Source organism: Tepidimonas sp. (assembly GCF_036824975.1).
Taxonomy (GTDB): Bacteria; Pseudomonadota; Gammaproteobacteria; order Burkholderiales; family Burkholderiaceae_C; genus Tepidimonas.
The window spans coordinates 1-2,906 of the sequence record NZ_DAISZC010000111.1 but is presented as its reverse complement, the minus strand read 5'-3'; the positions used below and the strand labels follow the sequence as shown (position 1 = coordinate 2,906).

General features: G+C 65.6%; 4 protein-coding genes. 1 reads left to right on the top strand and 3 read right to left on the bottom strand.

What is annotated here, in order from left to right; genetic code table 11:
* Window positions 1-132 precede the first annotated feature (132 nt).
* Window positions 133-465 carry a hypothetical protein gene (locus V7Z54_RS09665; RefSeq protein ID WP_334136182.1) on the bottom strand — a complete coding sequence of 111 codons (333 nt, stop codon included), beginning with the start codon at window positions 463-465 and terminating at the stop codon, window positions 133-135.
* Window positions 466-799: 334 nt separating this feature from the next.
* Between V7Z54_RS09665 and V7Z54_RS09660 the strand changes: the two genes are divergently transcribed.
* Window positions 800-1,570, top strand: a complete 771-nt coding sequence (locus V7Z54_RS09660) for a class II aldolase/adducin family protein (protein WP_334136180.1) — start codon at window positions 800-802, stop codon at window positions 1,568-1,570.
* Here V7Z54_RS09660 and V7Z54_RS09655 read toward each other — a convergent pair.
* On the bottom strand, window positions 1,548-2,339 hold the full coding sequence (locus V7Z54_RS09655; RefSeq protein WP_334136179.1) for a nitrilase-related carbon-nitrogen hydrolase: 792 nt from the start codon (window positions 2,337-2,339) through the stop codon (window positions 1,548-1,550). The two genes, V7Z54_RS09660 and V7Z54_RS09655, sit on opposite strands and share 23 nt — an antisense overlap.
* Before the next feature lie 190 nt (window positions 2,340-2,529).
* Window positions 2,530-2,906: FAD-dependent oxidoreductase (locus tag V7Z54_RS09650; protein ID WP_334136177.1), on the bottom strand; the 377-nt coding region annotated here is incomplete at its 5' end.

Below are 2,906 nucleotides of genomic sequence, written 5' to 3'. Positions count from 1 at the left end.
GGTGGATTTTCTGAAGGAACACTACGGGCGGGCGGAGTTTTGGGGGCGAGCGCCGAAATCTCAGGCGCTATCGCCGCACCCGCTATAGCCAGATATGGAAACCGCCGGCCACCAGCCACACGCCCGCTTGCGTCAGTTCAATTTACAGCGCTTTTCTTCTGCCAGCTTTTCCAGGTGCCTTTGCCGGTCTTTCGCCGCATTGATTGCCTCTTCTGTGTTCGAATACGTCCCAATCAAAGCCGGCCAGAAAAACAAGGCTGCAGCCACATTCCTGCCCGTAACCGTACGCTCTTTACGCGCCTTCGCCTCGAATTCCTGAGCTTCGACGTAGGCAGAGCGCAACTGGTCACAACTCTTTTCCGAGTCACCCACCTGCTTGCTTTGCACAACCTCCGGAGTGGCGCAGCCGGAAAGGAAACCAGACAGCACGAGGATGACCCATCCTGAAGATACAGTTTTTCGCATGATGTTGTTGCGTGGCGAAGTAACACAAAACGCGCTTCCAGTTTAGCGTGGCAATTCGCCGACTCGCCTCCCCCAAATGGGGGAGGCAAACCGTGACGTGCAAGTCAGCGGCCGTAGCCAAAGCCCTGTTCTGCGGACATTAAAAGCCGGCGGAGAAACCGGGCACGGCCCACCCGGCACGCGGCGGTGCGGCGTCGCGTAGGGAGATTACCGTGCATGCACCTCTGTCGCGCCGGCGATAGTCCGGCAGCCGCCTTGCCCCCTATCGTCGGCCACCCCGGGGCCAGCGACGTCCCGGCCCTCACGTTTCATCGATCGCTCCGAGGAGACCCGCATGATCCCGCTCGACATCCCCAGCCGCCAGGGCCAGGTCAGTGACGACGAATGGCACGTACGCGTCGATCTGGCGGCCGCCTACCGGCTGGTGGCAGCCTTCGGCTGGGACGATCTGGTGTTCACCCACATCACGGCGCGCGTGCCGGGCACCGACGACCAGTTCCTGATCAACCCCTACGGCCTGCTGTTCGAGGAAATCACGGCGTCCAGCCTGGTCAAGATCGACGTGCACGGCAACAAGCTGGACGACTGCCCCTTCCCGGTCAACCCCGCAGGCTTCACCATCCACAGCGCGATTCACGCCGCGCGGCACGACGCGCAATGCGTGCTGCACACCCACACGCTCAACGGGGTAGCGGTGTCGGCGCAGAAACATGGGGTGCTGCCGCTGTCGCAGCAGGCGATCTTCGTGCTGTCCAGCCTGGCGTACCACGACTACGAAGGCGTGGCACTGCGCGAGGACGAAAAGGCACGCCTGGTGGCCGACTTGGGGCAGGCAAACTTCCTGATGCTGCGCAACCATGGCCTGTTGACGCTCGGGCCGACGGTGGCCGACGCCTTCGTGGCGATGTACCTGTTCGAGGCTGTGTGCGCGATTCAGGTGCGCGCGCTGGCCAGCGGCTGCGAGCGGATGGCCATCGATCCGGCGATCATCGCCACGGCGCAGGCGCAGGCGCGGCAGGTCACGCGCGGCCAGGGCGCGGGTGCATTGACCTGGCCCGGCTTGCTGAGGCGGCTGGATCGACTCAACCCGGGATATCGGCAATGAGCAGCGCCTCACCACGCCCGGCGCGCGCCATCACCTCACCACGCGGGCCGCAGACGGTGCTGTAGCCGGCATACACCGTGGCGCCTTCGCGGCCGCAGGCATTGGCATACGCAATGGCCACATGATTTTCCGCCGCCAGCCGCGGCACCGTCAGCAGCGGCGCATCGTCGTAGGGCAGCATGTTGGCGGTGGGTGCAAAGATGACGCGCGCGCCCTGTTGGGCAAGTGAGCGCACCGCTGCAGGCTGCTCGACGTCGTAGCAAATCAGCAGGCCGATGCGCCAACCCTGCCATTCGAATGGCGCGGCCACAACGGATGCCGCCGTAAACCGCTCGGCATCGGCTGCGCCGAACAGGTGTACCTTGCGATGCACGGCGAGCCGCTGCCCGTCGGGGCCAACGGCTTGCACCGCGTTGTGCGGTTTGCCGCTGGCGGCGTGGAACTCGGGCCAGCCGTATACGATGCCGATGCCATGCTCCCGCGCCAGACGCCAAATCGCTTGCGCCAGCGCACCATCGGCCGGTTCGGCCAGGTGCTCCAGCCGGGCCGGGTCGATCAGGTAACCCGTCAGCGCCATCTCGGGCGTCAGCAGCCAGTGCGCACCTTGCGCGGCGGCGCTTTGTGCGGCCTGCGCCAAGCGTTGCAGGGCGCCGACGCTGTCGCCCGGCGCCGGCATAGGGGTTTGCCACAGCGCCACGCGCAGCGCCTGACGCGGATTGAGCTTGCCCGAAGGGGAGGCTGTTAACGCGGTTTGATCAGGGTTTTGCATGACCCCATAGCTTACGATAGGGCCGCATGGGTACGGTAACCCGAGTCGCTGTCAGGCCGCAAGCCGCGACGCACACCGGGGTGGTGCGGCGCGCGCCGCTGGACACCACCACCCCAGCGCCGCCACAGGCGCAGCGTGATCAGTGGCGCGCCAGCTACTGCCCCCGCCTCAGCGCCCGTTGCCGCGCCACTCAGTCGGGCAGGGCCATGGGGCCGATGTACGGATACCATTCACCCGGTCCCGGATTGTCCGGATGACAGCCGCCGCCCAGATGGCGCACGATGCCCCACACCGCGTTGAGCGCCGTCTGCACCGCCCCCTCCACCCACGCGGGGGTGAAGGAGATGTCATCACCCGCCAGGAAGATGCCGCGCTCGCGCTCGGGCAGACCATCTTGCATGAAGTGGCCGTACATGCGGTGGTTGTAGCGGTAGTGCCCGGGCAGCGCGCCCTTGAAGGCACCCAAAAAATGGGGGTCGGCCTCCCACGAGATGGTGATGGGGTCGCCAATGATGTGGCTGGCGATATTTACGTCGGGGTAAATTTTGCGCAGGGCATCCAGCGCCA